Origin of the sequence: Kribbella sp. VKM Ac-2566 (genome assembly GCF_004366005.1) — a bacterium.
In the GTDB taxonomy this organism is placed as follows: domain Bacteria; phylum Actinomycetota; class Actinomycetes; order Propionibacteriales; family Kribbellaceae; genus Kribbella; species Kribbella pratensis.
Map to the genome: position 1 here is coordinate 226,552 of NZ_SODT01000011.1, position 24,901 is coordinate 251,452.

Below are 24,901 nucleotides of genomic sequence, written 5' to 3' on the forward strand. Positions count from 1 at the left end.
AGATCGCGAGGGGTGGGGGCTTCGTGATGCGTACACGTCTGGGCAGGCGCGCCGTCGCAGCGGTGACGACACTCGTTCTCGGCACCTCCGTGCTGGTCGCGCCGCCGGCGTCCGCCGGTCCGCTCGCCGATCCCGCGGTCGACGGGATCCGCGCGGCGCTCACCGGCGGGCCGGGCGCGCGGGGACTGCAGGACCTGGTCACCGACCTCGCCACGGTCGGTGCCTTCGGCAAGCAGCTGAACGGCCTGACGCTCGAACCGGGCAGCGACGCCGCGATCGGGCTGCGCAACCTCCTGCAGGGCGGGCTCGGTGAGGTCGACGGGTACGCCGGGGCGGCGTCCGTCGGCGCCCTCGTGGACGCGTTCAACGCGACCGACTCCGACTACGCCACGGACAGTGGGCCCAAGCGGCACGTGAAGTGGACTGCTGCGCAGTTGCCGGACGATTCGATCACGCGGGTGAAGCTGACCGCGCTGGTCACCCGCACGGTCACGACCGGCATCCGGGTGTCGAGCAAGACGAAGCCGTTCGACTTCACGTCGGCGTCGGGTCTGCAGGCCACGCTGACGTTCACCGCGACCTTTGTCGTCAACTACGACGACACCGCGAAGTCGTCATGGCTGGACGCGGACCCGGCCGTCACCCTGCGCGTGAACGGCGTACAGCTGGTCAAGCCGGCGCCGCCGAACGCGGAGGGAACCCTGCCCGCGGTGGACGCCGCGATCGGCATCCTCGGTGTCACGTTGAAGGACACCAGCACCTACGCGGAAGACGTGACGATCAAGGCCACGATCCGCGACCCGAACAACGACGGGCGGCTCTCCGTCGGGCAGCAGAACAGCGAGCTCGGTGCCCAGGGTGCCGCCGCGGGCCTGACGACGGTGGCGCTGGTACCGGGCGGCAGCCTGTCCGGCGTGCTGCACATCGTGCCCCGGCCCTCGTCGGCGATCACCGGGCTGCCCGGTGTCGAGGTGGACGTCACGGTCGGCCCGAGTGACCCGGCCGCGGGCGAACCGGCCGTGGAGTACCCCGATCACGAGCTGGATCCGGTGGCGGCGTTCGAGATGCTCACACCGTTCGACCTCGCGCAGGGCGTCAACCAGCTGATCAGCACGCTGACGAAGCTCCAGCACGCGCGCCCGACCGGGTCCACGGTCGACGTCGACCTGCCCTTCCTGCACGGCACGGTCGCCGACGTCGTGCCGGCCACCGAGGCGTTGCAGCAGTTCCTCATCGACCACGTGACGAAGCCGTCGACGCCGGGCGCGACCGGCGTACCGGACTTCGCGTCGGTGCAGCAGTTCCTCGAGAAGCTGGCGGGCCAGTCGAATTCCGTCTACACGGTGGCGATCAGCGGTGCGGCGTTCAGCGCCACCGATCCTCTGCACCCGCGGCTCGAGTTCACCATCGGCGTGCAGCGCAAGCCGTCCGACCAACCGGCGGATCCGGTCGCGGACCTGTTGTCCGGCGGCCCGGACGGCGTGACGTACGGACCCACGCAGCTGACGGACAGCAGCAAGGACTGGAACGCGCTGCGCACGAAGGACCCGGCGTTCGTCGACGGCCTGACCGGACGGCAGATCACGGTCGGCAGCCACACGGCCGCGATCAAGAGCGTCGGCGGCGCCGACAAACACGCGATCGTCCTCGACCCGGCACCGCTGGGTACGCCGGTCCCCGCCTCGTGGTGGACAGGCGGTACGCCGACGAACGGTGACGGCAAGACCGGGTACTCGATCGCGGCCGGCAACTCCAAGGCCGGCAACGTCGAGCTCGCGAAAGTGCTGAAGGACAAGTCCCACCTCCGTGACGCCAACGCGGTCCGCCCGCAGGCCACCATCACGTCCGACTACAACCTGACGCTCCCGGTCGTCCTCGACCTGCAGCCGGCCGCGACCCTGGACGCCTGCAAGCCGTTGAACACCGACGGCAAGGCCTGCCCGTACGTCGAGAAGACCGGTGCCGACGGCAACGGTCCGCAGCGGGTCGTGACCGAGCTCCCGGTGCGCGCCGACCGGATCATGCTCGCCACCGGCGGCCAGATCCTGACCGCGTCGACGAAGCTCCGCACACCGGTAGACCTGACCGCCGCGGTCGGCTACGTACCGGTGCGCATCGGCGGCACGATCGCGCTCTGCCCGACCACCGGGTACGACGCCGGGTGCGCGAAGACCGGTACGCCGGGTCCGATCCAGCAGCTCACGCTGAAGGGAACGGGCACGCCGGTCCCGGTCGGCCAGTTGTTCGACGGCGCCCGCGACAATCCCGACCAGGTACTCACCGGCCTGCCCGCCGCGACGATCGCCCGCGCTCACGGTGACCTGAAGCTGCTCGACGTCGCCGGTACGACGACGTACTTCCACGACGACGGTACGCCGGGAGTGGCGACGCTGGACGCCGACGTGGCCAGTACTCCGGCGACGCCGACGGTGACCGACGCCGCGGGCGATCTCGCGAAGCTGGTGCCGCTGGACGTCAAGCCGGACGCCAAGGACGCCTACGCGAACGCACTGTTCGGCATCCTGCTGGCGGACCTGTCTGCGCTGTCGACCCAGATGTCGACGGCACCGGCCGCGGGCGGTCTCGATACCCAGATCCCCTTGCTGGGAACGAGTTTCGGCCAGTTGATGGTCGACGGCGAGCGGGGCACCGCGGCGTACGCGATCGACGCCGGCTTCCTGGAGCTGACCGACGCGACGCGGACGTTCGACGCGAACCGCTACGTCGGCCGCCGCGTGTTCGTCGGCAGCGCCCAGTTCCCGGTCGCCGGTGTCACCCCGGACGGGCACACCCTGAAGCTGGCGGCGCCACCGGCCGCCGCGCCGGCGACCGGTACGGAATACCGGATCGGCGACGAGCTGCTGTGGGCTGTCGACGCCCTGACCGCGTTGCAGCCGCCCGACCTCGGCGCGCTGCTCGCCGATCTGGAGAAGCGGCTCGGCAACGGCAGCGGCGTGTCGTTCACCGTCGACACCGCCACCAAGATCCTGCACCTGACGATCGACTGGAAGCGCGCGTTCCACACCCGAGCTCCGGCGAGTCTGCACGTCACGCTGCCGGGCAGCGGAGCGGTCGACCTGTCCGGCAACACCGTTGGCGGCACTCTCGACATCGACGCGAGCGGCGAAACCGTCGCGAAGCTGAACATCCCGCTCGACGAGGCCGGTCTCGCCGGCCCGGCCACCGAGCTGACGATCGACCCGAGCTCGACGGTGTCGGCACGCGCCAAGGTCAGTACGCCGCCCGCGCGGCTCACCGGTTCCGTCGGCGCGCTGCCGGTTGACCTCGGGAACGCCGGCGACGACACCGGCCTGCAGGTTGCGGGCGACCTGGCGCTGGCCGCCAAGGGCCCGGCGGGCCCGCTCGGTGCCTGGTGGACGGGTCTCAGTGCGACGACGCTGAACGGCGGCACGGCGGCGCAGACGTGTACCGGCGTTTCGAGTTCGGAACCGATGTCGCTGTGCGCGCGGATCCCGCTGCACAAGCACGGCGACGCTGCCGTCCTCGACACCATGACGCTCCGGCTTCCGCAGAGTGCTTCGAGCCCGGCCGAGGCGCTGGCGCTCACCCCGGACTTCGGCGGCGGACCGCGACTGTCCGCGCTGCCAGGCCTCGACGCAGCACTGGCCGCCAACACCATCAGCCTGAAACCGCTCGCCGACGGTCTGACGAAGTACCTCGACAACTCCAAGAGCGCGCTCGACCTGGCCAGTGCCGGTGGCAAGGTGCCGCTGATCGGCAAGGACCTGCAGGCAGGCAAGGACTTCCTCGGTCAGCTGCAGAAGAGCCTGTCCGACGGCGTCAACGGTGTCGGCGGCTACACGACGTTCGCCGAACTCAAGACGGCGCTGCAGAACGCGTTCGCGGCCGAGCCGCTGAAGTCGCTGACAAAGGGACCGGTCGGGGTGACGGGCGAGTGCTCCGGAGGACCTTGCGCCGGCCCGGAGACCGCGAGCGAGATCCAGAGCGTCACGCTGAACGCGAACTTCGGCTCCACCGGAAAGGTCGGAGACGACGGATGCGCCGACGACGGCTCCGACGTGTGCCCGACGGCCGACCTGCCGCTGGACCTCGGCCTGCCCGGCCTCGCCCTGCACGCCAAGAAGAACGACGACGGCACCATCGCCAAGGGCATCCAGGCGAAGGTGGGCTGGAAGCTCAACCTGACGATCACCTTGGACAAGACCAAGGGCGTCTTGCTGGAGACCGCGCCGAAGGATGAGCTTCAGGTCGGTGCGGCGATCAAGCTGCCGGCCGAGCTGGACGCCCAGTTGGCCTTCCTGCAGGTGAAGCTGACGAACAACAAGCCGGACGCGAGTCAGCTGGCGGCGCTGTTCTCGATCGATCTCCAGGGCGGCCCGGGCGGACACCTGCCGTTGGCGAGCCTGCTCGGATCGAATCCGGCGAGCCTGTTCCACCCGTCGCTCAAGGCCAAGCTCGACCTCGACATCGGTGTCGACACCGGTCTGGCCGGTGACACCACCCGGGTCCTGCCGGGGCTGACGGCGACCTTCAAGTTCGCCGCGGCGTGGAACGGTTCGGCTCCCGACCAGATCGGGATCAGCACGCTCGAGTTCGACGACGTCACGGTGGATCCGGGCGCGTTCCTGTCCAGCACGATCAAGCCGATCGTCGACGACATCGTCAGCACGCTGAAGCCGGTCCAGCCGATCCTGGACACGATCACCGCACCGATCCCGGTGCTCAGCGACCTGTCCCACCTGGCCGGCGGCGGCGACGTCACGATCCTCACCCTCGCGCAGGCGTTCGGCTCCGGCTACCAGAGCGTCAAGACCGTCACCGACATCATCACGACGGTGAAGCGCCTGTCCGACGCGCTGCAATCGCTGAGCAGTGCCGGCGGCATCAAGCTCGGCTCGTTCAAGCTGCTCGGGGACAAGGTGCAGAACACAGCGACCTCCCCGGCGTCGGCAGACGGACTGATCGGCGAGGTCAAGGACAAGGACGGCGCCGTGATCGGCAACGGCAAACCGGCCTCGATCATCGGTGACCTGAACAAGAGCCTCGATCCGGACAAGGCGCAGCTGTCGGACAAGGACAGCGGTCCGGGCATCACCTTCCCCGCACTGAAGGACCCGCGGCAGCTGTTCAGCCTGATCGCCGGTGGTGATGCGACGCTGGCGCAGTTCGACAGCAGCACCCTCTCGGTGAACTTCTCGATGAGCGAGTCGTTCGGCCCGGTGTATGCGCCGCCGCCGGTGCTTGTGGTGATCTCTGGCAGCGCGTCGGTGAGCCTGCACGTGGTGGCCGGCTTCGACACGTACGGCATCCGGCAGGCGGTCGAGACCGGCAAGCCGGTGCAGATCCTGAACAGCCTGTTCTTCGTCACGGTCGACGAGAAGGGCGCGCCGATCCCGGTGATCACCTTCCGCGGCGAGCTGGCGGCCGGTGCGGAGGTCAGCGCGGTCATCATCAAGGCCGGTGTGGTCGGCGGTATCGCGCTGACCGTGAACTTCACCTGGAACGATCCGAACAACGACGGGAAGTTCCGGTTCAGCGAGTTCCTCGCCACGGCCCTGAAGAATCCGATCTGCCTGTTCAACGTGGGCGGCGAGCTGTCGCTGTTCCTCAAGGTGTTCATCACGATCGGCTTCTCGCCGTTCTCGGTGTCGTTCGACTTCACTCTGGTGAACATCAAGTTGCTCGACTTCTCGATCAGCCCGAACTGCACACCGCCACCACCACGGCTCGGCGGTACGAAGGACGGCGTGCTGTACCTGTTCGCCGGCAAGCTGGGCACCGGGACCGCCCGCGGCGACGACCTGTGGAACGCCGGCAACGCCGACGAGACCTGGGTCGTCCGCCAGGCCGGTACGACGATGACCGTGCAGGCACTGGGCATCACCCAGACGTTCGGGGGCATCACCACGGTCGTCCTGGACGGACGCAAGTACGGCGGTCAGCTCAAGGTCCTGCTGCAGGGCAAGGACGCGAATACCGACTTCACCGCGAAGGCGATCGTGTACGGCGGCAGCAACGCCGACGTGATCCGGACCGGCAGCGGGCCGGCGTTCGTGGACGGCGGTGGCGGCGACGACACCATCACGACCGGCGACCGGCCGAAGCTCGGCAACGCCGCCGTACCGGGTGTCGTGGTGGCCGGCAACGGTGGCGCGGACCGCATCACGGTCGGCAACGACATCGACGTGGTGGCGGGCGACGGTCATCTGAGCGCGGCCAAGACCTCACTCGCGCTCGCCTCGCCGGCGACCGGCAAGGGCCAGGTCGACCCGGTCCCGTTCGCCGACGTGGTCGACGTCGCCGCGGTCCAGTCCGCGAAGCTGGTCGAGAAGGTCACGCCGTCGGAGTCGGAGGCGGGCAACGACACCGTCGTCCTCGGGCTGGGCAAGAGCGAGGCGTACGGCGGTGCCGGAGACGACAACCTCGCGGTCGCGGCGGACAGCCCGCTGCTGGGTACGCCGGGCCAGGACCCCAAGGGCCTCAGCTCCGCGGGCGTTCTGATGGTCGGCGGCGCCGGAGCTGACTCGGTGTCCGGTGGCAGCGGCAACGACACCATCTACACCGGCGACGTACCGAGTGCGCACGACCAGGACAACGCCGGAGCAGGGGACAAGTACGACCCGAACGACCCGTTGAACAAGAAGGAGGCGACCGAGGACCCGCATGTCCGGCACACCGACGTCAACCACGTCGACACCGGAAAGGGCACCGACTGGGTCTGGGGTTCGAACTCCACCGACTTCGTCATCGGTCACTCCGCTACTGGAACGGTCGACCACCTGTTCGGCCTGGGCGGCAACGACGTCCTGGTCGGCGCGGACGGTGCCGACGAGATCTACGGTGGCCGCGGCGACGACTACGTGATCGCGCAGCCGTCGTCCGTGGACACCGGCAACACCGTGACCGACCAGCTGGGCGCGGGCGCCTACCGGGTGACCCCGCTGCCGGATCCGAACCCGGCGTCGAAGAAGACGCTGGTCGGCGGCGGTGGCCGGGACCGCATCTACGGCGGTGACGGTGAATCGACGATCTACGGCGACCACTCGACCATCCCGGGTACGGCGACGCCGGACACCTGCGCGAGTCCGGGACCCGATCCGTCCGACCCGCCCGCGGAGCATCCGCGCGACGCGGGCAACGAGACGGACCCGGCCAACTACGACGACGCCGACCTGATCCTCGGCGGCAACGGGGTCGACACGGTCCAGGCCGGTGGCGGCAACGACTGGGCGTTCACGGCGGGTTCCGGTGACCTGGTCTGCGCCGAGGGCGGCGACGACCACGCGTACGGCGGTTCCGGCCCGGACACCGTTCTCGGTGGCAGCGGCAACGATGTTCTCCAGGGTGACTCCGAGGACGACCACCTGTACGGGAACCTCGGGAACGACACGGCGTACGGGAACGGCGGGGCCGACCACGTGCAGGGCAACGCGGGCGCGGACACCCTGTTCGGCGGCGAGGACAACGACGTACTGATCGGCGGTACCACCACGGCCGGTCGCAACGATGCGGCGGCCACCCCCGCCGGTGAGTCCGCGGCGCGCGGCGACATCATTCGGGGCGACATCGGCACCGACAAGATCATCGGCGACAACGGCGACCCGTCCGCGACGAGCGGACCGGTGTTCGACCTGGGCAGCAGCGATGCGTCGCGGGGCGGTCCGGACACGGTGTACGGCGGCACCGACGACGACACGCTGTTCGGTGGCCTGGACGACGACCAGGTCTTCGGCGGCACCGGCAACGACGATGCCGAAGGCAACCCGGGTGCCGACCACGTGTACGGCGAGGCGGGTGCCGACGACCTGATCGGCGGCAGCCACCAGACTCCGGGTGACCCGGCTGCGAAGGACGCGGCCGGCTACCCGGACACCGGGGACGCGATCTCAGGTGGTGGCAACGACGACGTGATCGCCGGCGACAACGCGTCCATCACCGACACTGTCGGGCCGGACAGCGGCGACCCGGTCACTCGCGGGCGGGGCCTGTCGTTCGGGCGGCACGTCGTACTGTTCGATCTCGGGTACAGCCCGGCCGCGGCCAACTCGGGTGCGGACGCCGTCGACGGTGGCGCCGAGAACGACGTCGTCTACGGACAGGACGGTGGCGACACCATTCACGGCGCCGCAGGCAACGATTACGCGGAAGGTGACCAGGCCGCGGACTTCGTGTACGGCGACGCCGGGCAGGACGATCTGGCCGGTGGTTCGTCGTACGTCGAGAGCGGCAGCGGGCAGGCGACCGCCGGCCAGCTGGACTCCGGCGACACGATCTCCGGTGGTGACGACGCCGACGTCGTACTCGGTGACAACGGCCTGCTGACCCGAGACGCCGGGATCGCGAAGAGCCCGATCACGCAGGGCCGGGCGAACACCGACGCGGCCGGCCAGATGGCCGAGCGCAGCATCCAGCCGTACGACCTCGGTGACAGCCCGGTGGCGAACACCTCGGGCGGCGACGACGTCACGGGTGACGGAGGATGCGACGCGATCCTCGGTCAGGGCGGCAACGACCGCCTGAAGGGCAACGACGACGCCGACTACTCCGAGGGCGGGCCCGGCCGCGACTGGGTCGAGGGCAACGCCGGGTCCGACGACCTGATCGGCGGCAGTTCGACGATCTTCGGCGCGGACACCGCGAACACCACGCAGGGCCAGCCCGACGTCAGCGACGCGGTCTTCGGTGGTCTCGGCGACGACGTGATCACCGGAGACAACGCGGTGACCACCCGGGTCGGTACGCCGTCGCCGTACCTGCTGCGGGTCGGCAGCGACGGGAGGTTCGAGGCGCAGCGATCGCTGCGGTTGCTCGACCTGTCGTGGAGCAACGGGTTCCTCGGCGCGCCGACGCGCGCGGTGGCCGGCGGCGACCAGTTGTCGGGCGGCGGTGGCGTGGACGTGGCGTTCGGCCAGGACGGCGACGACGCGATCTCCGGCGGCGCCGGCGACGACTACGCGGAGGGCAACGGCGGGCACGACACGGAGTACGGCGACCGCACGCTGGCCGAGGCCGGTATCGCGATCCCCGGGGCCGTTCCGGCCTGGCCCGGCAGTGCGTCGGGTCCGGCGGCGCTCGGCGACCTCGGCGCGCCGCACGGGCAGGACGACCTGATCGGCGGCAGTTCGCTGGCGACGTTCCGGGACACCGGCGACGACGTGCACGGCGACGGCGCGGCGGACTTCGTGCTCGGTGACAACGGCACCGCGGTCCGCGACGTGGTCGACCAGACCGGCAAACCGGTTGCCCTTGGCGACGATCTCGCCACGGTCAGCCTGCCGCTGACGAACCGGATCTACACGGGCCGCTACAACCCGTCGCAGATCCCGGCGGACGCGGCGTACGTCCGGCACGGAGTGGGTGGCGCGTCGACCAGATTCTGTACGACGGCGCAGGCCACCTGCGAAGCAGCCGGTGCCTCGGGCAACGATCAGCTCTGGGGCGGTATCGGCGAGGACACCATGTACGGCCAGGACGGCGACGACCTGATGTACGGCGACACCGGGTCCACGGCCGGTGCCGGCGACGGCGGGACGTTGAGCGCCGGCGCCCGCAACGACGACGACATGTACGGCGAGCTGGGTAACGACCGGCTGTGGGGCGAATCGGGCGAGGACGCGATGCTCGGCGACCGCGGTGGCGTCGTCGACACGTTCCAGAACGGCTCGAACCACTTCGTCGTCGATCAGAACCAGGTCCCGCAGATCCACTACGAGGGATTCCTGGCCGGCTCGGTGACCCGCAAGGTCGACCTGCAGCACGACGTCAACGGCGACGTCTTCGCAGCGAGCGGCACCGCGACCGCAATGCCGCACCGGGGCGACCTCGAGGGCGGCGACGACCGCCTGCGTGGTGGGGACGACCACGACTCGGTGCACGGCGGGTTCGGCGACGACCTGGCGAACGGTGACAGCGGCGGCGACATTGTCTTCGGCGACGACGGGGCCGACCTGCTCTGGGGTGGCAAGGGATGCGACGCTTCGGTGGACGCAGCTACCCCGGACTGCCGGACAAGCGGTGTCTTCGACCCGAACGCCCGGGGTACGAACGATCGCATGGTCGACTACCTGCTCGGTGGCAAGGGCGCCACGTCGGGTCCGTCGGTGACACCTGACACCGGCGCACTGGGGTCGGACATCATCGACTGGCACCCGCGCGGGACGTACGGTGTACCGGGGTCGACGACCTGTACGGCGAACCCGTGGCCGCAGACATTCGGCAACGGCAAGAACGCGGTGACCGTGGATCCGTGCTCGTGGTTCGAGATGACGAACCTGACCGATGCTGGAGTCGCGGACAACCAGCACCACCAAGGTATCGACTGGATGTACGGCGGCTGGGACCGCGACGTCCTGCAAGGCGATGTCGCGGACAACGGCCCGAACCTGGGCGACCGGATGCTCGACTGGACCGGCGCGTACAACCTCTACACGCACTGCAACGCGGCGTACGGGGGCTACAACGACGTCCGGCAGTGGAGCCCGTCGATGCAGGACTTCCTGCAGCGCTGGGCCGGCTCGCTCGGCGCGGGCCAGATCACCACGGACGTCACCACAGCGGGCACGTCGGCGTACGACGAGCTCGCCCTCGTCTACCAGGCGGACCTGCAGGTACACGGTTCCGGACCGGCCTTCCCGTCCACCCCAGGCCACTTCGACGACCCGAACGCCTGCGCGCCGTAAAACCGGCTGCAACCCCGACCACCCAACTGGCAGGGTGGTCGGGGTGGACGTCGCCGAGGTACTACGGGAGCACTGGAACCTGAAGCCGTCACGCCTGGAGGTGCTGACGGGTGGGATGAATTCGGCTGTCTGGCTGGCGTCCGGTGGTGAGTGGAGGCTGGTGCTCAAGTCGGTCGACGCGTCGGACGCGGCGTTCGAGCCCGGTCTGGGGCTGGCTTTCCGTCTTGATGAGGCCGGCATCCGTACCGGGTGCCCGCGTCCCAGCAAGCACGGCCGGTTGGTCGAGCGCGTCGACGGGCGGCAGGTCGCCGTACTGGAGTACATCGACGGCGTGCAGTTGACCGTAGCGGATCACGCGACCATCGGTGACCTCCTCGGGCGCGTGCACTCGGCCGCCGCCGTCGGCAGCGGTGATGTCGCCGACTGGTTGCGATTCCTGCTGCCGTTCGAGGATTGCCTGGATCTCGAGCCGTGGATTCGCCCGGCGGTCGAGGGCGCCGTTGGTGACGCAGTCGCGCTCGGGCCGGTGTCGTGGGCCTGGCTGCACGGGGATCCGGCCGCGGAAGCGTTCCGGCAGCAGGATGACGGCGAGGTTGCCCTCATCGACTGGGGCAGCGCGATGCAGGGTCCGATCCTGTACGACGTCGCGTCCGCCGTGATGTACAACGGCGACCCGGTGGTCCCGGCGTACCTGAGTCGACGCCCCGACCTGGCCGACGAACTCGAGCGCGGCCTGCCAACGTTCCTGCGTGTGCGCTACGCCGTTCAGGCCGGCTACTTCGCCTGGCGCATCACCAACAACGTCCTGACCGGCATCTCCGACCCCGCCGAAAACCTGAAGGGCCTAGCCGACGCCCGCCGTTCGTTCGGCCTGTAGGTCACGCAGTACGGCGGCCTCCGTCGTCCCCCACTCCTTGAAGAGATAGCGATACGGCACCACCGACGTCATTGCGGCGATCACGTCCGCCTTGTCATCGATGAAGTGCGTGATCCCGAGCTCAGCACAGTGGATCGCCTTCTGCGGCCGCCGAAGGCAGAAGCGCACGTTCGCCGCGGGGATTCCGGTCCGCTCGAAGAAGCGGTGATGGCGCAACCAATCCAGCGACCGCTCCTGCACCCGCGGCCCACACTTCGAAACCAGCCACGCGTCCCCGAACAAAGGCACGAGCCGCGTGATCGCCGCAAAGGCACCAGGTACGGCGGGGGTTCGCAGCATGGCCGTGGTGTCGCCGGAGAAGAACGACGTGTCGCCCGGGCCGGACCCTCCGGCGATGATCACGCGTCCGATATCGATTCCCAATCTGTTCATGTCTCCATCGTCGACACGACCAACTATCCAGCAGAACTAGTTCTTGTCGACCTAGCTATAGTTTCTGGTGATGGATCTCGTGGCGGAGGATCTGCAGGCGTTCGCGGTGTTCGCTGGGCACCGCAACTTCACGCGTGCGGCCGAGGAGTTGCACGTCAGTCAGCCCGCGCTGCACGCCCGCATCCGCAAGTTGGAGGCCCGCCTCGGAACGCAGCTCTACGTGAAGCACGGACGACAGCTGCACTTGACCGACGCGGGCGAACGGCTGGCTGCCTTCGCCAACGACACCCGCGACCGCACGGCTGACTTCCTCCGCACGCTGGATACCGCTCCACCGCGGCCGCTCGTGCTGATCGCCGGCTCCGGGTCGTACCTCTATCTACTGGCTGATCCGCTCCGCCGCTACCTCGCCCGCGGCCGCCAACTCCGCCTGCTCACCGGCGACGCAGCCGAGACGCTGACTGCAGTCCGGGGCGGTACGGCGGACGTCGGCGTGACCGCACTGGGCATCCCGCCCGACGATCTCGACTGCGAACTACTCGCACAGTTCCCGCAAACGCTCATCGTGCGCAGCGATCACCGCCTCGCGGGACGTCGTACCGTCCGGTTGAGGGACCTGCAGGACGAGGCGCTCGTCGTACCGCCGAAGGATCGTCCGCATCGGCAGCAGTTGGAGCGGAGCATGCTCGACCAGGGCCTCCGGTGGTCCGTCGCGGTGGAAGCGGAAGGGTGGGAACTGCTGGTCCAGTTCGTGCGTCTCGGTATCGGGCCGGCGGTCGTGAACGGTTCGGTCCGTACGACGAGCGCCGTACGGAAGATCCCGGTCAAGGACCTGCCGCCGGTCCGGTACTACGTCGTCACACGACCGGGACGCGACGACAGGGTGGATGGGCTGAGGAGGGCGCTGACATGAGCCGCGACAGCAGGACGCTCTCCAAACTGCTGCGCCATACGGCGGGTGAGCGCGGCCTCACGATGAGTGCTGACGGGTGGGCTGCGATCCCCGACGTGCTGCGGGTTCTCGGACTGACCCGCGAGCGGCTGGACGCCGCGGTGCGGGAGAACGACAAGCAACGGCTCCAGGTCGACGGGGAGCGGATCCGCGCGTGTCAGGGGCATTCCCTCGAGGGGATGCCCGTGACACGTGAAGCGTTGGAGAACAGTTGGGAACGCGTGTACCCCGACGATCTGCTGTGGCACGGGACGAGTCGCGAGGCATTGCCTGCGATTCAACGGGAAGGTTTGCGCGCGGGACGGCGTACGCATGTCCATCTGGCGCCGGCGAAGGACAGTCGCGTGGGTCGTCGTACCTCCGTAGAAGTCTTGCTGGGCGTGGATTGCGCGGATTTGGCGGTGTATCGGGCGCCCAACGGAGTGTTACTGACGCGGGAGGTACCCGCGGATGCGATCGTTAGGTGTGACGCGGTCCACTGAGCTTGCTGGTCTGGGGACTAGGCTCAGCAGCGATTCGTCATCGAGAACTTGGGAGTCAATGTGGCCACCATCGAGGCCGTCGGCGCGCGCGAGATCCTCGACTCGCGCGGCAACCCCACTGTCGAGGTCGAGGTTCTGCTCGACGACGACACCATCGCCCGCGCAGCCGTCCCGTCCGGTGCCTCCACCGGCCAGTTCGAGGCCGTGGAACTGCGTGACGGCGACAAGGACCGGTACGGCGGCAAGGGCGTGCAGAAGGCCGTCACCGCGATCCTCGAGGACATCGACAAGGAGATCGTCGGGTACGACGTCCACGAGCAGCGCCTGATCGACCGCGCGCTCCTCGACCTGGACGGCACCCCGAACAAGGCCAAGCTGGGCGCGAACGCGATCCTCGGCGTCAGCCTCGCCGTCGCGAAGGCGGCCGCGGAGAGTTCCGGCCTGCCGCTGTTCCGGTACGTCGGCGGCCCGAACGCGCACGTCCTGCCGGTGCCGATGATGAACATCCTGAACGGCGGCGCGCACGCGGACAGCAACGTCGACGTCCAGGAGTTCATGATCGCCCCGATCGGCGCCGCGACGTACGCCGAAGCCGTCATGCAGGGTGCGGGCGTCTACCACGCCCTGAAGGCGGTGCTGAAGGAGCGGGGCCTGTCCACCGGCCTCGGCGACGAGGGCGGTTTCGCGCCGAGCCTGGACAGCAATCGGGCCGCCCTGGACCTGATCGCGGTCGCGGTCGAGAAGGCCGGCCTGCAGCTCGGCAAGGACATCGCGCTGGCGATGGACGTGGCCGCGAGCGAGTTCTTCACCGACGGCGTGTACGCGTTCGAGGGCGGCAAGAAGTCGGCCGACGAGATGATCGCCTACTACGCCGACCTGGTGGCGTCGTACCCGATCGTGTCGATCGAGGACCCGCTGAACGAGGAGGACTGGGACGGCTGGAAGGCCATCACCGGTGAGCTCGGCAGCAAGATCCAGCTGGTCGGCGACGACCTGTTCGTCACCAACGTCGAGCGGCTGCAGCGCGGTATCGACGAGAAGTCGGCGAACAGCCTGCTGGTCAAGGTGAACCAGATCGGCTCGCTGACCGAGACCCTGGACGCCGTCGACCTGGCGCACCGCAGCGGCTTCACCTGCATGATGAGCCACCGCTCCGGCGAGACCGAGGACACCACGATCGCCGACCTCGCGGTCGCGACCAACTGCGGCCAGATCAAGTCCGGCGCCCCGGCCCGGTCCGACCGCACCGCCAAGTACAACCAGCTGCTCCGGATCGAGGAGGAGCTCGACGACGCGGCGACGTACGCCGGTCGCTCGGCCTTCCCGCGCTTCCAGGGCTAACGCTGGCCTGATCAGGAGGTCGTCTGTATGCCGTCCCGTCGGGATTCCGGTGCACGCCCCGGCTCGCGTCCGTCGAGCCGGACCCAGTCGCGTCCACCGGCCCGGCGGGGCGACCAGCCGAAACGGCGTACGACGGGAACCCAGGCGGACCCGGCGCGGACCCGCGGGTCCCGCAACCTGACCGGGCGGGCGGCCGTCGTACTGCTGGTGCTCGGGGCCTTGATCGTGTCCTACGCGCAGAGCCTGCGGGTGTGGTTCGACCAGCACCAGCAGGTCAACGCGCTGCAGCAGGAGATCCGCGACCGGGAGAAACGGGTCGCGGAGCTCAACGACGAGATCACCCGCTGGGACGACGACGCGTACGTGAAGGCGCAGGCGCGGCAGCGGCTCGGCTGGGTGATGCCCGGCGAGGTCGGGTACCGCGTGATCGGCGCGGACGGGAAGCCGGTGGGCGCCCCGCCGGAGCCGTCGGCGCCGTCGGACGGTACGACGGACACGCAGAAGCCGACCTGGTACACGAAGCTGTGGGGGAGCGTCGAAGGTGCCGGCACGCCGCCGGTGACCGCGGCACCGACCCCCGCCAAGCCCACCCCGAAGCCGATCATCACACCGTCACCCGAGAGGTCGGGCGGGTAGGTGGCGCCTGCTGCGCGCCGCCCGACCTCTAAGGTGACCAGGTGAGCGTCAGCCCTTCCGACCAAGAAGCAGTCAGCAAACAACTCGGCCGGACGGCCCGCGGCATCCGGTCGATCGCGCACCGGTGCAGCTGCGGCCTCCCCGACGTGGTCGAGACCGAGCCCCGACTGCCGGACGGTACGCCGTTCCCCACGACGTACTACGTGACGTGCCCGCGCCTCGCGTCCGCGATCGGCACGCTCGAGGCCTCCGGCATGATGAAGGAAATGACGGACCGTCTGGCTGACGACGAGGACCTGGCTGCTCGGTACCGCGCCGCCCACGAGTCGTACCTCGCGCACCGGGAGTCGATCGAGCACGTAGAGGAGATCGCCGGGATCACCGCCGGCGGCATGCCGACGCGGGTCAAATGCCTGCACGTCCTGGTCGGCCACTCGCTGGCGGCCGGGCCCGGCGTGAACCCGCTCGGCGACGAGGCCCTGGAGGCGTTGGACGACTGGGGTCGCCGAGGCCCGTGTGTCTGAGGGCAGCGCGTCCGGCGGCGCGGTGCGGGTCGCTGCGATCGACTGTGGCACCAACTCGATTCGGCTGCTGATCGCGGATCTGGTCGACGGTCACATCGTCGAGATAGACCGCCGGATGACCATCGTGCGCCTCGGCCAGGGCGTCGACGCCACCGGAGCCTTCGCCCCCGAGGCGCTCGCCCGCGTCTTCAGCGCCTGTGAGGACTTCGCCTCCGTCATCCAGTCGAGCGACGTCACCAGACTCCGCTTCGTCGCCACCTCCGCCGCCCGCGACGTCAGCAACCGGGATGCGTTCTTCGCGGGCGTCCAGGAGCGCCTCGGCGTACGTCCGGACATCATCTCCGGTGCGGAAGAAGCCGAGCTGAGCTTCCGCGGCGCCACCACCTCGCTCGACCTGCCGGCGCCGTACCTGGTCGCCGACATCGGCGGCGGCTCCACCGAACTGATCCTCGGCGACGCAACCGGTGTCATCGCGGCCGAATCCCTCGACATCGGCTCCGTCCGCCTCACCGAACGCCACGTCACGAGCGACCCCACGTCCGCAACAGAGCTCGCGGCGATCGCCAAGGACATCGACGCCCTGCTGGACGCGACCACGGTCCCGCTGGACGAGGCCCGCGCGTTCATCGGAGTCGCCGGCACCTGTACCACCGTCGCCGCGGTGGCGCTGAACCTCGCCGAGTACGACCGCACCGCCGTCCACCACGCTCGCCTCACCACGGACCAACTGCGCTCCGCGACAACCTGGCTGACAACCACCACCCGCGCAGAACGCTCCGCCGTACCGTCGATCCACCCCGGCCGAGTAGACGTGATCGGCGCCGGCGCCCTCATCCTCCAACGCCTCTACAACCGCCTACCCGTCACCGAACTAACAGTCTCCGAACACGACATCCTCGACGGAGTCGCAGCAAGCCTGGCCTGAGGCGCCAATCGTGTGCGCAAATGGCCGACGCAACCCTCGGCGGGGAAAGAAATCGTCACCCAGCGACGAATAGTTACCCCGCTTGCCCGGCTCCCCATACCACCAAGGCGGCCGACAACACCCCCGACGAGCTAACGGCGCGGAGCAACTCAGGCGCGCCGCTCGGCAGTTAGTGTGCGCGGACGCCGTCGAGGGCGATGGTGAGGACTCGGTCTCGTTGGGCCTGGTCTACGAAGCCGGCGGCGGTGAGGCCGCTGACCATGCGGAGCAGGTCGTCGAAGGAGACGTCCTTGCGTGCCTCGCCCGCGGCCTGGGCGCGTTCGAACAGCGGCGTACCGGCGGCGTACATCGCCTCACGGGCCGCCTTGAAGCTGTCGGCCTCGCGGTTCAGCGACTCCCAGATCGCGCGCTTCGTCGCGGCGTACCCGACGAAGCGGTGCAGCCACGTGGTCAGCGCCTCCCACGGCGGCAGGTCGGCCGCCTCCTCTGCTGCGATGCACAGCTCCTCGATCTCGCCGAAGTAGACCGCGTTCAGCAGGTCCTGGCGGTGCGGGAAGTTCCGGTACAGCGTGCCGATCCCGACGCCGGCCTGGCGCGCGATGTCCTCCAGCGAGGCGTCGACCCCTTTGCTCGCGAACGCATCCCGGGCGGCGCCGAGCAGGGCGTCGAAGTTCCGCCGCGCATCCGCCCGCTGCGGCCGCCGTACGTCGACCCGCAACGCGGGCCTGCTCTCACCGGTCACCATTCGCTCACCTTAGCCAGTTGATAGCGGAGGCAGCCCTCCGCTATAGTGGAGGCATACCTCGACTTTACCAGGCCGGGGAATCCGCGCCCAAAGCTCTGGCGCGTCCCAACCCCTTTCGAAGGACTTCTGCATGCCTGCCATCAGGTCTGGAAACCCTCGCGTGACCCTGGCGGTCCTCGCCACGGTCGTCGCCTCCTTCTCCATGTTGCAGTCGCTGGTCAGCCCGGCACTGCCCGTCATCCAGCACGACCTGCACACCACCCCCGGCACGGTCACCTGGGTGTTCACCGCACTCCTGCTGTCGGTGTCGGTCGCGACCCCGCTGCTCGGCCGGATCGGCGACATGGTCGGCAAGGAGCGCACGCTGTTCATCGCGCTGGCCGCCCTGGCGATCGGCTGCCTGGTCGCCGCGCTCGCGCCGAACATCGGCGTACTGATTGCCGCCCGCATCTTCCAGGGTGTCGGCGGAGCCGTGTTCCCGTTGGCGTTCGGGATCATCCGGGACGAGTTCCCGGCCGAGCGCGTCCCGTCCGTGGTCGGCGTGGTGTCGGCCATCATCGCGGCCGGCGGCGGCCTGGGGATCGTCCTGGCCGGCCCGATCGTGGAATTGCTCGGCTGGCGCTGGCTGTTCTGGATCCCGATGGCGGTCGTCGCGGTGTCGACGGCGATGGTACGGCGCTATGTCCCGGAGTCACCGAACCGCGTCCCCGGCCGGATCGACTGGCTGGCCGCCGCGTTCCTGTCCGGCTGGCTGATCGCACTGCTGCTCCCGCTGAGCACGGGCCGGTCGTGGGGCTGGGGCTCGTTGCGTACGACGGGACTCTTCGGGCTGGCCGTCGTACTGTTCGCCGGCTGGATCACGGTCGAACTGCGCTCGCGGAACCCGCTGATCGACATGCGGATGATGCGCCGTCCGGCGGTGTGGACGACGAACCTCGTGGCGCTGCTGTTCGGGGCGGCGATGTTCGCGGTGTATGCGTTCGTCCCGCAGTTCCTGCAGATCCCGAAGGCTGCCGGGTTCGGGTTCGGTGCGAGCGTGACGAAGGCCGGGCTGCTCATGCTGCCGATGCTGGTGACGATGGCGGTCGTCGGGTCCTTGAGCGGCCCGCTCGCGCCGCGGTTCGGCGCCAAGGCGCAGGTCGTTTCGGGGTCGGCGTTGAGCCTGGTCGCGGCGCTGATCTTCGCCGAGTTCCACGATGCGCAGTGGCAGGTCGCGCTCTCGACGGCCCTGTTCGGTGTCGGACTCGGTCTCGCCTACGCGGCGATGACCAGCCTGATCGTGCAGAACGTCCCGCGCGAGCAAACCGGCGCGGCCACCGGCATGAACGCCAACATCCGCACCATCGGCGGCTCCATCGGCACCGCCCTCGCCAGCTCCATCATCACCGGCCACATCCAGCCGTCGGGGCTCCCCGCGGAGGCCGGCTTCACGGACACGTTCCTCCTCCTGTCCGCGTTCGCCGCCGCGGCCGTCGTACTAGCCCTGGCCATCCCAGGCACACGTCGTACGTCGGTAGCTCCCATCACCCAACCGTCCGAGGAGCAGCTCGCCGCCTGACCAGCGGGCTTGGGGAGGGTTTTGTGCCGAATCGGGCAACAACCCTCCCCAACCTCACGTCTAGGCTGGGTGGGTGAAGCTTCCGCATCCGCTGACCGGGGAGTTGTTCGAGAGTCCGGTGCCGCCAGGGGCCGGGTGGCCCGAGGACCCGGCGGTACGGCGTACTCCGGTGGCGCGGGATGCGGGCGAGGTGGTCGAACTCGCGGCGACCGGTGAGCTGGCGGAGCTGGAAGCCCGCGTGTCCGTCTGCCGCGCCTGTCCGCGGCTCGTCGAATGGCGGGAAGACGTTGCTGTCGGCAAGCGAAAGTCCTTCGCGGATCAGCCGTACTGGGGACGGCCGATCCCGGGATGGGGCGTCGCCGAGCCGCGGATCCTGATCGTCGGGCTGGCGCCCGCGGCGAACGGCGGGAACCGCACCGGGCGCGTGTTCACCGGCGACCGCTCCGGCGACTGGCTGTTCGCGAGCCTGCACCGCGTCGGCCTCGCCAACCAGCCAACCAGCGAGCACGCCGGCGACGGTCTGCACCTGATCGGCACCCGAATGATCGCAGCCGTCCGCTGCGCTCCGCCCGCGAACAAACCCACCCCGGAGGAGCGCGACACCTGCGCCCCCTGGTACCGCCGCGAACTCGAACTCACCCTCCCCAGCACCAGCTCGATCGTCTGCCTCGGCAAGTTCGCGTACGACGCTCTGTTCGCAGCGCTGATCGCCCTCGGAGCCGACGTACCGCGCCCGCGCCCGAAGTTCGGCCACGCGGTCGAGTACCGGATCCCGACCCCGTACGGCGAGGTCACCGTCCTCGGCTGTTTCCACCCCAGCCAGCAGAACACGTTCACCGGCAAGCTCACCGAGCAGATGCTCGACGCCGTTCTACTCCGCGCGAAGACCCTCTCCGGATAGCAACTCGTTGCGGACGGTGGAGCCCAGGTCGCCCCAGCATGCGCTGATCTTCCCACCGTCGACGTGGTACATCGCCAGCTCGGTGGTCGAGATCCGCCGCCCGGTCGCCGGTACATCGAGGAACGTGCCATGGTGCGTGCCCACGTTGGTCAAACGAGCCGCGAGTACGTCGCCGTCGACCACAAGCTCCTGGATCTCCCAACGGAAATCGGGAAACGCCTGGATCACCGCGCGCAGGCCTGCGATGTAGCTCTCGAGGCCTTCAACGGTGCCGTTGACCTGCACGTTCTCCGCGACGAACGCACCGAGCTCCTCCCACCGACGCTCGTTGCACCGCTCGATGTAGCGCCGGTAGAACTCCGCATGCCCCATTGGCCCATTGTCGTCCACAGGCTCGCGTCACCGGAGTTGACCTGGACGCGCGAGGTATTGGAAGCTGCCCACTATGCATGCCGCCGCCCCACGCTGCCGCCGCCCCAATGGCTCGTGACAACCTGCCCGAGCAATCTCGGGGGCGCCCGGCCGCGCAACGGCCCGCAAGTGGTGGCGTGGAGCGCGCACCGGCCGCGCCGTCGATGCCTGCCGCGCACGAGGCCGCACCGCTGGGGTTCGTTTCCAGCCCGGACCGGTTCCACTGGTGGGGCGAGCTCCACGACGACGTGAAGGCATACGTCGAGCGCAAGGTCGGACCGGCGATCGAGTGGTGGGCCGACCTCCACGAGCGCGAGCGCGACCGGCCGTACGCCGTCGTACTCGGGCCGAACGGGCTCGCTGTGACGACGCCACGGGTCAACAACCAGGGTCAGCGGACGCAGAGTGTGCGGCTCGATCCGTTCGTGCCGGCGAGCATCAAGCACGCCGTCGTACTGCAGCAGGCCACGAAGCCGCGCGGTGGTCTGCGTTCGCTCGTCTCGCGTGGCAAGGACGAGCAGTCCCAGCAGTCGGTCCCGCCGCAACTGAACCTCACGCAGGAGATGCGCGGCGTCCTGGGCAACCTGCCGCTGGAGGCGCAGCAGCGCCTGCAGACACCGTTCCTCGGTGCACAGGCCATCACGCACTACCGGTTCTACTACTACGGGAACGACGAAGAGCTCGACCTGTGGTGCTACCTCGCGGGCGACAAGACAGTCACGTTCGCAACCGGGCACCGCACGCTGCCCAACGGTGTCGATCCGCAGCACGCCTCCTGGCGCCTGACCTGCTACCAGGCGGACGTCGCTCGATGAGCTCGAGCCGGGACTTCCGGGACCTCGACGGAGCCGATCCCTGGAAGCTGCTCGGGGTTACACGGTCGGCCGGCGCCGAGGAGATCAAGCGCAGCTATCGCCGCCTGTCCCGCAGCCACCACACCGACGTCGGCGGCGACTCCACGCAACAGGTCAAGCTGAACCGCGCCTACGAGATCCTGACCGACCCGACCCGGCGCGCCGACTACGCGCTCCTGCTGCAGCGCAAGGAGCGCCCCCAGGACTTCGTCCGCCCGACGCGCCCCACCGAGCCCGAACCCGACGAGCCCAGCGCCGACCCCTTCGACTGGGCATCCGGTCCCGGCCCCACCAGCACCCCGCCGCGCCAGGACACGTACGAGCAGGCATATCGGGATCCGTACACCGAGTCGCCGTACGCCGACCCGCCCCACCGCGATTCGTACACCACCCCGCCGTACGGCGATTCCTACACGGCTCCGACGTACCCCACCCAGCGTCGCGGCGGCGTGAGCGGGCAGGCAGTCGGCGCGCTGCTCACCGCGTTCATCTGCTCGCCGATCTCGATCTACCTGGCAATCTCAGTCCTCCGCAACAACCGCCCCGGCAGACCCCTCGCCTGGCTCGCAATCCTGATCAACGTCGGCCTTCTCGGCTTCTCGATCTTCGGCGGCCTACTACGCGGCACCTGACCGGAGATGCAACGAGCTCTTGGCTCAGCGCGCGAGGTACGCCGCAATCTCACGGTGGCAGTCCTCGATCGGCCGGGTGGTGTCCACCACGAGGCGGACGTCGGTGCGCGGCTGGTAGTCGCCGGCTGATTGCTCCACCTGCTCCCAGTCCGGATATGTCCACCCGGGCAGGTCGCTCACCCGGCTGAGCACACGCCGACGGTGTTCCTCGGTATCGGGACAAGCCGTCTCGATCACCACATGCCGGGCATCGCTGGCATCGGCGAGGTGGTGCCAGCCGTCGCGGGCCTCGGGGACCGGATTCACCGCATCGGCGATCACGGTCAGCCCCCGGCGTAGGTGACCGCCCGCGATGTCGTGGGCCACGCTGTATGCCGTGATGCCGGTCTGTTCGGCCGTCAGACCGTTGCGGCGCATGGCGCCCTCGATCTCGTCGATGCGAAGCCAGATCGCGTCGGTGCGATCGGCCAGGTGCCTGGCCAGCGTCGACTTACCGGTTCCGGGGAGGCCGCCGAACTCGATCAGTGTTCCCTTGCGCATGATGACCGCCTAAGGTTTCGGTTGACAGCATGTATACCGACTCACTTTACAGCGTGTCAAGCGAAGGGGATCCGCATGAAGACTGACGGCAGGCGGGCGGCATCGACTGCCGCCACCCGGCACGCAATCATCGAGGCCGGTCGCGAACTGCTGGCGACGCGCGAGTGGCGGAACTTCACCTTGGAGGCTGTGGCCACCAGCGCCGGCGTGACCCGGGTGACGGTCTACAACCAGATGCAGTCGAAGTACGGACTCCTGGACGCGGTACTGACCGAACTCAGCGAACGCGCCGGCATGGACCAGCTGCTCACCAACACCAGCGAGCTGGACGCCGCGGCGGCCCGCCTGGCGATCGTCGAACAGACCTGTCGCTTCTGGCACGTCGAGCGCGACGTGCTTCGCCCGCTCTTCGGCCTGGCTGCCATCGATCGGGAAGTCGCGGGGATGCTTGCGGAACGCGAGCAGTGGCGGCGCAACCAGTGGCAGCGCCTCATCGACAGGCTGGTCGAGGAGGCGCCGACCATCAAGCCGTTCGACCGCCCAACCCTGCTCGACGGAGTCGTCGCGGTGACCTCCTTCCCCACGTACGACGCCCTGGGCGACCTGGCAGACGACCCGGCCGCGGCCGCAAAAGTCATCAACCACCTGGTAATCAGCCTGACCGGCTGACCTCCCACGGGAGCGGGGAGATTGCTCCGGTTCACCAAACCCGCCCAGGAACTCGGCTTCATCCTCCACGAGGTTCGCCGAAATGCACCTGGATACCCGCGTCCATCGGTTCCCGCGCAGGACGCGTGGGCTCGATCAGGTGTGCCCGGGACGGGATTCGAACCCGTATGCCTGTTAGGGCCGCGAGGTTTAAGTTTGAGCGTCGTCCGTACGTGGGGGTTCATCGTCGTTCGCGCCATGCTCAGCGCTTGTCTGATGGATGTTCCCGAACGATCGCGTACGGGTCTGAACTGCAACTACTGGTGCAACTGGATGAGGCGGTCCGGTGGCCTGCCGACGCCTCTGCTCCCGTTGCTCGCTGTGGCTTGGGCCAGGGTCTGGGTTGGTGGCCTCGCCGGACCTGAAGATGAATCTGTCACCGTTGGTGACCGGTCGGCGCGAGTTATCCACAGCCCGTCAGTGACACGTACGTGTCAATCTCGGCGCCGGTTGCCGTCATCTCGTGGCGTTTTCGCACGCAAAACGGTGGTCAAAGAGGTGGTCCGCCGCGTCGGCTGGGATGGGAGTCACTCGCCCCGTTCGCGCCTCACGTCGTCGTCTGCGCCGTTGGTCGCGCTGGATCTGCTGGCACACTCTTGGTCGTGGCGGTGTGCTCGACGGAAGTACAGCGCGGGCATCGGAAGGGATGGGCTTATGTTGGCGAGCTTGCTGCCTGGGCTACGGGACGTCCGCACTCCTCTAGCTGTCGGATATCTCTGGTTGCTGTTCCTTTGGCTGGCGCTTGGAAGGCAGTTGCCACTTGATCGCAATGCGCTTGGCGGACGCGCCTGGGATTTGTATCGGTTCTTCGGGCAAGGGACCTTTGTCGCGGCGATTTCATTTATCGCATTCCTCCTGGGGTCAATCGTTACGGTGCGATCTAACTCATTCTCTAGGCTATGGATGAGAGCAACCGGGAAGCAAGACCTTGATCCCGAAGGAAAGTTGTTCCAATTCATTGTCGACACTTTGGAGATCAAAGGCATCGACGTTTCAGGCTTCGCGGCGATGACGGACTCATTGTTTCCGGTAGAGGATCTACGGGCCCGCCTCCTTGTTGCGAATCAGGAAATGTACGGCGAGTACGATCGACTGGAATCTGAGGCAGTTTTTCGAATAAACATCGCCCCGCCACTGTTCGCAGTCAGTCTCGCCGTAATTCTCCAGTCGGGTGCTAACTGGTGGACAAGTATTCTGTTTGCACTGGTCGCTCTCCTCGTCGTTGCTATTTTAGTAGCTCAAGGGCAGGGAAAGAACTCCTTGGCGACTGAGGTACTGACGCAGTCGATACTTTCCGGAGTGATTGAGCACCCGATCATTGTAGATCGGGTTACAGTAGAGGAATCGAAGCGTGACACTGAGCGGCAACATGAAGTCCGTGCGTTGAAATCAAAGCACAATAGAGACTTGCGGGCCGAAGCGCTTCAGACCTTAACGCAGAGTCATGAACGTCTCCGAAAGGTCGAAGTCGACCTGGCCCTAACGCCGAAGGATGACGCAGAAAAGCGCCGAAGTCTGGTGCTGGAAAAATCGGGCCTCCGCAAGGCTGTGGCTAGAGCCGAAGAGAGTCTTAATGCGCTCTTCGAGGCGGGCTGATGGTTACGTGTCAGGAGCGCGGCCAGCCCTCCCGCATCGCCCCGATAGCTGCCGACCTTAGGTTCGGTGCGGTGCGGGTCAAGGGTCGAGCTTGCTCGATCGCTTGCGACGCCGTAGGCGCCCTTG

18 protein-coding genes are annotated in these 24,901 nt (G+C 68.5%); 14 read left to right on the top strand and 4 right to left on the bottom strand.

What is annotated here, in order from left to right:
• Positions 1–26: 26 nt before the first annotated feature.
• Positions 27–10,661, top strand: a complete 10,635-nt coding sequence (locus EV647_RS23800; protein ID WP_166680423.1) for a calcium-binding protein — start codon at positions 27–29, stop codon at positions 10,659–10,661.
• Positions 10,662–10,704: 43 nt separating this feature from the next.
• Positions 10,705–11,538, top strand: coding sequence for a phosphotransferase enzyme family protein (locus EV647_RS42150; protein WP_166680424.1), 834 nt, complete (start codon positions 10,705–10,707; stop codon positions 11,536–11,538).
• Here the strand turns inward: EV647_RS42150 and EV647_RS23805 are convergent.
• Positions 11,506–11,970 carry a hypothetical protein gene (locus tag EV647_RS23805; protein WP_134006449.1) on the bottom strand — a complete coding sequence of 155 codons (465 nt, stop codon included), beginning with the start codon at positions 11,968–11,970 and terminating at the stop codon, positions 11,506–11,508. The genes EV647_RS42150 and EV647_RS23805 overlap by 33 nt on opposite strands.
• A gap of 70 nt (positions 11,971–12,040) precedes the next feature.
• Between EV647_RS23805 and EV647_RS23810 the strand changes: the two genes are divergently transcribed.
• Genes EV647_RS23810 through EV647_RS23835 form a run of 6 tightly spaced genes read left to right on the top strand, consistent with a single transcriptional unit; the run spans position 12,041 to position 16,830 of the window.
• Complete coding sequence (locus tag EV647_RS23810; protein WP_202876299.1) at positions 12,041–12,883, top strand: LysR family transcriptional regulator; 843 nt, start codon at positions 12,041–12,043, stop codon at positions 12,881–12,883.
• Positions 12,880–13,404: an RNA 2'-phosphotransferase gene (locus EV647_RS23815; protein ID WP_134006453.1), complete on the top strand. Its 525-nt coding sequence runs from the start codon at positions 12,880–12,882 to the stop codon at positions 13,402–13,404. The genes EV647_RS23810 and EV647_RS23815 overlap by 4 nt, the downstream gene beginning before the upstream one ends.
• Positions 13,405–13,464: 60 nt before the next feature.
• Positions 13,465–14,745 carry a phosphopyruvate hydratase gene (eno, locus tag EV647_RS23820; RefSeq protein WP_134006455.1) on the top strand — a complete coding sequence of 427 codons (1,281 nt, stop codon included), beginning with the start codon at positions 13,465–13,467 and terminating at the stop codon, positions 14,743–14,745.
• Between the two features lie 27 nt (positions 14,746–14,772).
• Positions 14,773–15,381 (top strand): septum formation initiator family protein, encoded by a 609-nt coding sequence (locus EV647_RS23825; protein WP_134006457.1) that lies wholly within the window; start codon positions 14,773–14,775, stop codon positions 15,379–15,381.
• Positions 15,382–15,422: 41 nt separating this feature from the next.
• A complete protein-coding gene (locus EV647_RS23830) occupies positions 15,423–15,905 on the top strand; it encodes a DUF501 domain-containing protein (RefSeq protein ID WP_134006459.1) in 483 nt (160 codons plus the stop codon).
• Positions 15,898–16,830 carry a Ppx/GppA phosphatase family protein gene (locus tag EV647_RS23835; RefSeq protein ID WP_238177360.1) on the top strand — a complete coding sequence of 311 codons (933 nt, stop codon included), beginning with the start codon at positions 15,898–15,900 and terminating at the stop codon, positions 16,828–16,830. Before EV647_RS23830 ends, EV647_RS23835 begins: the two co-directional genes overlap by 8 nt.
• 169 nt (positions 16,831–16,999) lie before the next feature.
• Here the strand turns inward: EV647_RS23835 and EV647_RS23840 are convergent, their stop codons facing one another.
• Positions 17,000–17,575, bottom strand: a complete 576-nt coding sequence (locus tag EV647_RS23840) for a TetR/AcrR family transcriptional regulator (protein ID WP_130384234.1) — start codon at positions 17,573–17,575, stop codon at positions 17,000–17,002.
• A gap of 160 nt (positions 17,576–17,735) precedes the next feature.
• Here EV647_RS23840 and EV647_RS23845 point away from each other — a divergent pair, with 160 nt between their 5' ends.
• Together EV647_RS23845 and EV647_RS23850 are read left to right on the top strand one after the other, a co-directional pair.
• The gene (locus EV647_RS23845; RefSeq protein WP_202871167.1) at positions 17,736–19,133 is read left to right on the top strand and encodes an MFS transporter; all 1,398 of its coding nucleotides are present in this window, start codon (positions 17,736–17,738) and stop codon (positions 19,131–19,133) included.
• Between the two features lie 73 nt (positions 19,134–19,206).
• Entirely contained in the window at positions 19,207–20,034 is an 828-nt protein-coding gene (locus EV647_RS23850) for a uracil-DNA glycosylase (protein ID WP_134006463.1), read from the top strand.
• Here EV647_RS23850 and EV647_RS23855 read toward each other — a convergent pair.
• Complete coding sequence (locus EV647_RS23855) at positions 20,005–20,406, bottom strand: ester cyclase (RefSeq protein ID WP_134006465.1); 402 nt, start codon at positions 20,404–20,406, stop codon at positions 20,005–20,007. The two genes, EV647_RS23850 and EV647_RS23855, sit on opposite strands and share 30 nt — an antisense overlap.
• A gap of 176 nt (positions 20,407–20,582) precedes the next feature.
• Here EV647_RS23855 and EV647_RS23860 point away from each other — a divergent pair, with 176 nt between their 5' ends.
• Together EV647_RS23860 and EV647_RS23865 are read left to right on the top strand one after the other, a co-directional pair.
• The gene (locus tag EV647_RS23860) at positions 20,583–21,260 is read left to right on the top strand and encodes a hypothetical protein (RefSeq protein ID WP_134006467.1); all 678 of its coding nucleotides are present in this window, start codon (positions 20,583–20,585) and stop codon (positions 21,258–21,260) included.
• On the top strand, positions 21,257–21,931 hold the full coding sequence (locus EV647_RS23865; RefSeq protein ID WP_134006469.1) for a J domain-containing protein: 675 nt from the start codon (positions 21,257–21,259) through the stop codon (positions 21,929–21,931). Before EV647_RS23860 ends, EV647_RS23865 begins: the two co-directional genes overlap by 4 nt.
• Before the next feature lie 24 nt (positions 21,932–21,955).
• On the opposite strand, the gene EV647_RS23870 is transcribed toward EV647_RS23865, so the two are convergent.
• Positions 21,956–22,471, bottom strand: coding sequence for an AAA family ATPase (locus tag EV647_RS23870; RefSeq protein ID WP_134006471.1), 516 nt, complete (start codon positions 22,469–22,471; stop codon positions 21,956–21,958).
• A gap of 75 nt (positions 22,472–22,546) precedes the next feature.
• Between EV647_RS23870 and EV647_RS23875 the strand changes: the two genes are divergently transcribed.
• Both EV647_RS23875 and EV647_RS23880 read left to right on the top strand, forming a co-directional pair.
• Entirely contained in the window at positions 22,547–23,140 is a 594-nt protein-coding gene (locus EV647_RS23875) for a TetR/AcrR family transcriptional regulator (RefSeq protein WP_134006473.1), read from the top strand.
• A 693-nt stretch (positions 23,141–23,833) separates the two neighbouring features.
• Positions 23,834–24,775 carry a hypothetical protein gene (locus EV647_RS23880; protein WP_134006475.1) on the top strand — a complete coding sequence of 314 codons (942 nt, stop codon included), beginning with the start codon at positions 23,834–23,836 and terminating at the stop codon, positions 24,773–24,775.
• Positions 24,776–24,901 lie beyond the last annotated feature (126 nt).